Below are 5,103 nucleotides of genomic sequence, written 5' to 3'. Positions count from 1 at the left end.
CTACTATAGGTTCAAAAGAAACACCATCGGCTCCTTCTCTTTCGAAGATATTTTTGATGGCTTTGGCTAAGTATTTTTCTGGAAGCATCTCTGATACTAGGTCTATAATCTTTTCCATAGATGTGTCATTTAATAAAGAGGAAGACTTCATTAACGCTATTTCATCAGCATCTTTTACCATCCTTAATTCACTAATTATTGGAGAGAGCGGTTTTAAAGATAAATCTTTAGTAATTTCCATTAAACCTAAAAGAAAACCTGCTTCCCAACTTCCATCTATGCCAAGGGATTTATCTTTTTCAATAATAGAAGATAACATCTTAATGGGATCTTCAGAATCAGAATATTTGATCAAATTTTCTTCTTCAACGGTATTTACCGGGAACAATTCGTTAACTAGCAATTTAACTTCGCCAGAAGTATTTACGAATAATACCAACAACCTTTCTCCAGGTTCAAACCACTCATTCAAAAAATAGTAAAGAGAAGCTGGTGAGGATATTATTGCTTGATAAATATTATTTTTTGCCATTTTATTGAGAAGTTTTTCTATCCTATCTTTACGCAATGTTCAATGCGCCTCCCATGAATAGTGTCTAATTTCATCCAATTTATATTACAATTATATCATAAAAAAGTAGGAAGTAGATAATAACTTCTCTACTTCCTACTTGCTGGGGTTAATATTATTCTTTAACTTCCTTAACCTTTAACCACCAATCGTATCCTTCTTCGTCTGATGTTTTCCTCTTCATTGCTTCGGAATAAGTTGATGCTGGGGGAATTATTACTTTACTTCCAAATATTGAATTGTCAGGCCAATTGGCTGGGGTTACTACCTTGTTTTTGTCTGACAATTGTAAAGCTCTTACCGCTCTGTATATTTCATCGATGTATCTTCCTACTTCAGAAGGATAGTACATGATCAGTCTAATGGTTCCTTCAGGATCTAAAATGAAAACTGCCCTAACAGTTGCCGAACCTTTTTCCGGGTCTACCATTCCCAATCTTGAGGCTACTCTTCCCATTGTATCAGCTATTATTGGGAAAGTAATTTCCACACCAAGGTTATCTTTGATCCACTCCATCCATTTGATATGTGAATGAACGGCATCAACAGAAAGTCCTAAAAGTTCTGTGTTTATCTTTTTGAAATCTTCATGCTTTTTTGCAAATTCAACAAATTCTGTTGTACAAACGGGTGTAAAATCCCCTGGGTGGCTGAAAAGCACCAACCATTTTCCTTTGTAATCTTTTGGTAGTTCTTTTGCACCGTCCGTTGTTAATACTTTCATTTCAGGAAACTTTTCTCCAATTAAAGGAATTCTTCCTTCCATATTTACCTACCTCCTATTTGCTAATTTTTTATTTTTGAAATATCTATTTTTTAGGTGTGTCTAAAAAATTATATACCTAAAAAATAGGAAAGTCAAGTAAAAAATTGAATAAAATTTTTAATTTTATATTCCTTTATTATTACTAAAAGGATACAAAATGCAATGGAAAATATAGTTCTCCGATAAATTTCTAATGATATAATAATTGTGGACGATAATAAATATGAAGTTCAAATTGTCGAAAGGAGGGACTAAATTATGGATATCAATAATATCAATCCTGCTGATGGTAATAATTTAGATAAAATAAATCAAGAAAAGCTTGATAAGGATTTTTTTAAGAAACAGGTAAAATCAAAAAACCTAGAAAGTGCAAATAGGATTACAGGAGAATCGAAGAAGTATATAGAAATATCAAATAAGATACCAGAAATTCGACAAGAGCTTGTATCGAAACTGAAGGAATCTATTGAAAATGGTTCTTATAATGTCAATGTAGATCAAATTGTAAATAAAATGTTTGAATAAAGTGGGTGACCAGCATTAATAATAATAATAATAATTTAGAAGCGATAAAAAAAGTATTAAAGGAAGAGAACATTAGTTTAATAGAATTAAAAAAATCTTTTTATAACCTTAGGGAAAGCTTGGTAAAAAAAGCAACTGTCGAAGAGATTAATTCAACCCTTTTGACGATTGAAAAAATAACAAGCAATTTTAAGAAATTAGAGGGTTCAAGATCTCGGTTAATATCCACGCTATGTTTAGAAAAAAATATAGAAAACAAATTAGAATCGATTATTAATTATTTTTCAAAGAATGATTATGAAATTGCTCTTCTTTTTTCAGAGCTTGTTAAGAATTTAAAGGAGTTAGTGGGTGAAATCGATCTTTTAAGTAATATTATTTCATTTCAATCTAATCTAAACAATTTTATTTATCAAATTTTGAACCCTGAATCGATTACGAACAGCAAAACTTACTCTCAGAAGGGTAGTAGTATGAAAAAAGACTTGACTTCAAGAAGTTGGAGGGGTTAGCGTGTGCGCAATGACTTTGAATGGCCTATTGAACACTGGTTTGCTAGGAGTTTATACCAATAAAATTGCGATGAGCGTTGTCGCCCATAATATCTCTAATTCTAATACTCAGGGCTTTTCTAGGCAGAGTCCTGTTATTGTAACTACCAATCCTATCAATTTAACAACGATAGGGAGTGGGGGAGCAGCTTTATCTTTTGGGACTGGTTCGACAGTAAGCGATATTCAACGAGTGAGGGACGAATTTTTAGATTTGCAATTTCGAGAAACTTCTTCTCGTTTGAATTATTGGGAAAATATATATTCTAATGTGCATTATATTGAACAATTATTTGGCGAGCCCGGTGAAACGGGTTTGAGGAATATGTATGATTCTTACTGGGCATCGATCGAGGAGTTGAAGACTGATCCATCAAACGAAGCTGCTAAAACTCAGGTTGTATCTCGAGCGGAAGAATTAATAACCACCATGAAAGATCTTAATTATAGGTTAGAAGAATTAAATAGTGATATAAACAGTGAAATAAAAATCAGAATAGATGAAATAAACGGTTATTTGAAAAGGATTGCAGATTTAAATCAAAAGATATTAACATCGAGCTCAATAAGTGGTTCTCCTAATGATTTGCTTGATGAAAGAGACAGATTATTGGATAAACTTTCAGAACTTTCCAATATAAGGATAACAAATCATTCAAACGGTCAAATCTCTTTGAGTATGGGAGATAAGGTAGTTTTAAATGGAAGTAGTTATCAAGAGATAAAATCCTTAACCATTGCCGAAACAAACGATGAATATTACCCCTATGTAGGTAATAATCCATTGACTTTTAACGATGGGAAAATGTCAGCCCTTTTTGAATTGAGGGATGAAATCATCCCTTCTTATCAGCAGCAACTCGATGAGTTAGGTTTATATTTAGTTGATACAACTAATCTTATCTATAAAGAGGGGTGGGATTCAACAGGAACTATAACAGGAGCCAACTTTTTCAGTGATATAAGTACCCAAAGAGGTTTTGAAGATTCAAGACTTTTCAGGATAGCAGGAAATTCAGACGTATTTCATCCAGACACAATTCAATACGTCACGAGTCATAATAGTTTTTATAGTGATCCTTCGATTGATTTAAATAATTTCGATCTTTACTCAGTAGATTATTCTGCAACTTCTCCTTCTAAATATGCCGATAATACCTTAATAAAATATGATTCAACAAATAATGCTATTTATTTTGATGATCCTTCTGGCTTTCAAGACAAATTACTAGTTGATATAAAAGGAGATTTTCTCAGGGAATATGGTTTTTCAACTAAAGAAATTGATGCATACAAAATAGATTCTGCAAAAGTTATACCTGGTAACCTTGAATTTGAAATGTCCGGTGCTAATTATAATATAAATTTTTCTAATGCTGCAGATTTAGTATCAAATATAAACAGCGGTTCTGGAGGTTATTTGAAAGCAGAAGAAATTGATGGATTTATATACATACTCCCCACGACTAAAATTCCAGATGCAGACTTGGATACCATCGTATTGAACGACATAGACGGCTCTCTTTCACAAATGGAAGCACAAAAAGTTACATTGGATGCGTTAGATACTTCACAACCTACTTTGAATAATTTATTAGGTTCCAATGAAAAAATAGAAATGAGTATAAATGGAATAAAAATCGAGATCAACCCTCTTAAAGACACTGTTTATGACTTGGCCGACAATATCAACGCCACAAACACGGGGGTTACTGCTTCTGTTACTCCACAAGGTTCATTTGTGTTGAGAGCCGGAAATCTAATTAATTTTGACTTACAGAACGTTACTATAAAAGGCCCTGAAAAATTATTCAAAGCTTTAGGATTTATCGAAGATGGTACTGATAACATAGTTACTCTGATATCTCCAGATACAAGTCCAGAACAAATAGATGAAAAGTTTTCTGAAGCTGATCTTTTGAGAATAGATAAAGAATTAGGAATAGTCAATCAAATTACCGTATCGTCTAATTTAAAAGAGAATCCATCTTTACTTGCAACCGACTTGGGTTATTATTATGATACTAATTATTCTCCAACCGGGGCGGGAAACGTTGAAGTATGGGATGAAATATCTAAGATGTATGATAATTCAGTATTAGATAATGGAAGGGTTGGTTTTTCAAACTTTTTGGGAAATATAGTTACAGATATAGGAGTTAAGGGAGAAACGGCGGATAAAATGAGGTTAAACAGTGAAATGTTGAATAGTGAGATCAGCCTTGAAAAAGAAAGAGTGATGGGTGTTTCTATAGACGAGGAAATGACTAACCTTGTGAAATATCAGCAAGCTTTTAATGCTTCTGCAAGGGTTATCACAGCGGTCAATCAAATGATGGAGACAGTCATTAACAACTTGGGTGTTGTATAATAGAGTAAACAGTACTTGTTTGATCGGTGAGGAGGTAAAAACATGAGAATCACTGAAAATCTTCTTAGTAGTAGGACACTTAACGATATTCAAGATGTTTTAAGGAAATACAGTGATTTAAATTCTCAATTAACTTCAGGAAAGAAAGTTCGATACCCATCAGACAACGCGTCTGTGGCGACAAGAATTTCAAATTTAGATAGTCGTTTGAGGGAAATTGAACGTTATAAAACTAATGTGGAAACAGCCCAAAATTATGTGAATATGTATGATACAGCATTACAGGAAGTGAGCTCAATATACCTTAGAATTAAAG

At 32.9% G+C, this 5,103-nt stretch carries 5 protein-coding genes and 1 pseudogene; 4 read left to right on the top strand and 2 right to left on the bottom strand.

Going from position 1 to position 5,103, the window contains the following annotated elements; translation table 11 throughout:
* Both PWP28_RS13755 and PWP28_RS13750 read right to left on the bottom strand, forming a co-directional pair.
* Positions 1-568 (bottom strand): aminopeptidase P family N-terminal domain-containing protein (locus tag PWP28_RS13755; RefSeq protein WP_308645012.1); only part of this gene is annotated, 568 nt, incomplete at its 3' end.
* Between the two features lie 118 nt (positions 569-686).
* The gene (locus tag PWP28_RS13750) at positions 687-1,337 is read right to left on the bottom strand and encodes a peroxiredoxin (RefSeq protein WP_103079477.1); all 651 of its coding nucleotides are present in this window, start codon (positions 1,335-1,337) and stop codon (positions 687-689) included.
* 258 nt (positions 1,338-1,595) lie between these two features.
* Between PWP28_RS13750 and PWP28_RS13745 the strand changes: the two genes are divergently transcribed.
* The 4 genes and pseudogenes from PWP28_RS13745 to PWP28_RS13730 form a co-directional block, all read left to right on the top strand.
* Positions 1,596-1,865: a flagellar biosynthesis anti-sigma factor FlgM gene (locus PWP28_RS13745; RefSeq protein WP_103079476.1), complete on the top strand. Its 270-nt coding sequence runs from the start codon at positions 1,596-1,598 to the stop codon at positions 1,863-1,865.
* Between the two features lie 5 nt (positions 1,866-1,870).
* Complete coding sequence (locus tag PWP28_RS13740) at positions 1,871-2,377, top strand: hypothetical protein (protein ID WP_103079475.1); 507 nt, start codon at positions 1,871-1,873, stop codon at positions 2,375-2,377.
* 10 nt (positions 2,378-2,387) lie between these two features.
* Positions 2,388-4,787 carry a flagellar hook-associated protein FlgK gene (gene flgK / locus PWP28_RS13735; RefSeq protein ID WP_245857226.1) on the top strand — a complete coding sequence of 800 codons (2,400 nt, stop codon included), beginning with the start codon at positions 2,388-2,390 and terminating at the stop codon, positions 4,785-4,787.
* A gap of 42 nt (positions 4,788-4,829) precedes the next feature.
* Positions 4,830-5,103, top strand: a pseudogene (locus PWP28_RS13730) (flagellar hook-associated protein 3); the annotation flags it as partial.

Source organism: Oceanotoga sp. (assembly GCF_030445905.1).
Classification (GTDB): Bacteria; Thermotogota; Thermotogae; order Petrotogales; family Petrotogaceae; genus Oceanotoga; species Oceanotoga teriensis.
The sequence above is the reverse complement of the archived record's forward strand: the minus strand, read 5'-3'. Positions and strand labels throughout refer to the sequence as shown.

What these genes read in the sequence shown, in the direction of transcription:
- flgK (WP_245857226.1), top strand. Translation starts at nt 2,388, where the DNA reads ATGACTTTGAATGGCCTATTGAACACTGGTTTGCTAGGAGTTTATACC.
- PWP28_RS13745 (WP_103079476.1), top strand. Translation starts at nt 1,596, where the DNA reads ATGGATATCAATAATATCAATCCTGCTGATGGTAATAATTTAGATAAA.
- PWP28_RS13750 (WP_103079477.1), bottom strand. Translation starts at nt 1,337, where the DNA reads ATGGAAGGAAGAATTCCTTTAATTGGAGAAAAGTTTCCTGAAATGAAA.